Source organism: Nakamurella sp. GG22, from assembly GCF_052976845.2.
This window is the reverse complement of sequence record NZ_JBRIIO020000080.1, coordinates 1-265: the sequence shown is the minus strand read 5'-3', so window position 1 is coordinate 265 and position 265 is coordinate 1. Positions and strand designations below refer to the sequence as shown.

At 56.2% G+C, this 265-nt stretch carries 1 protein-coding gene; it reads right to left on the bottom strand.

The genetic code is table 11. The features are described from left to right. On the bottom strand, window positions 1-265 hold a 265-nt coding region (locus ACVBEQ_RS28070; RefSeq protein ID WP_447156731.1), incomplete at both ends, for an ABC transporter permease subunit.

Here is a 265-nt window from a genome sequence, read left to right as displayed (position 1 = left end):
GAAACGACATTTCATTGATAAGAATGCCGATGATGGTGCCGAATGCCAGCGTGACCATCGCCAAATACGGCCCGGTCACCCGCAATGCCGGGAGCGCCAGAATCGCGCCGAATATAGCGGTTACTGCCAGACTGGACGGCAGCGCTAACAGAAACGGCCAGCCTAGTTTGAATACCAATACGCCAGTGGTGTAGGAACCGATACCGAACAATCCGGCGTGACCGAGTGATACCTGCCCGGTGTAACCGACCACGATATCGAGGCC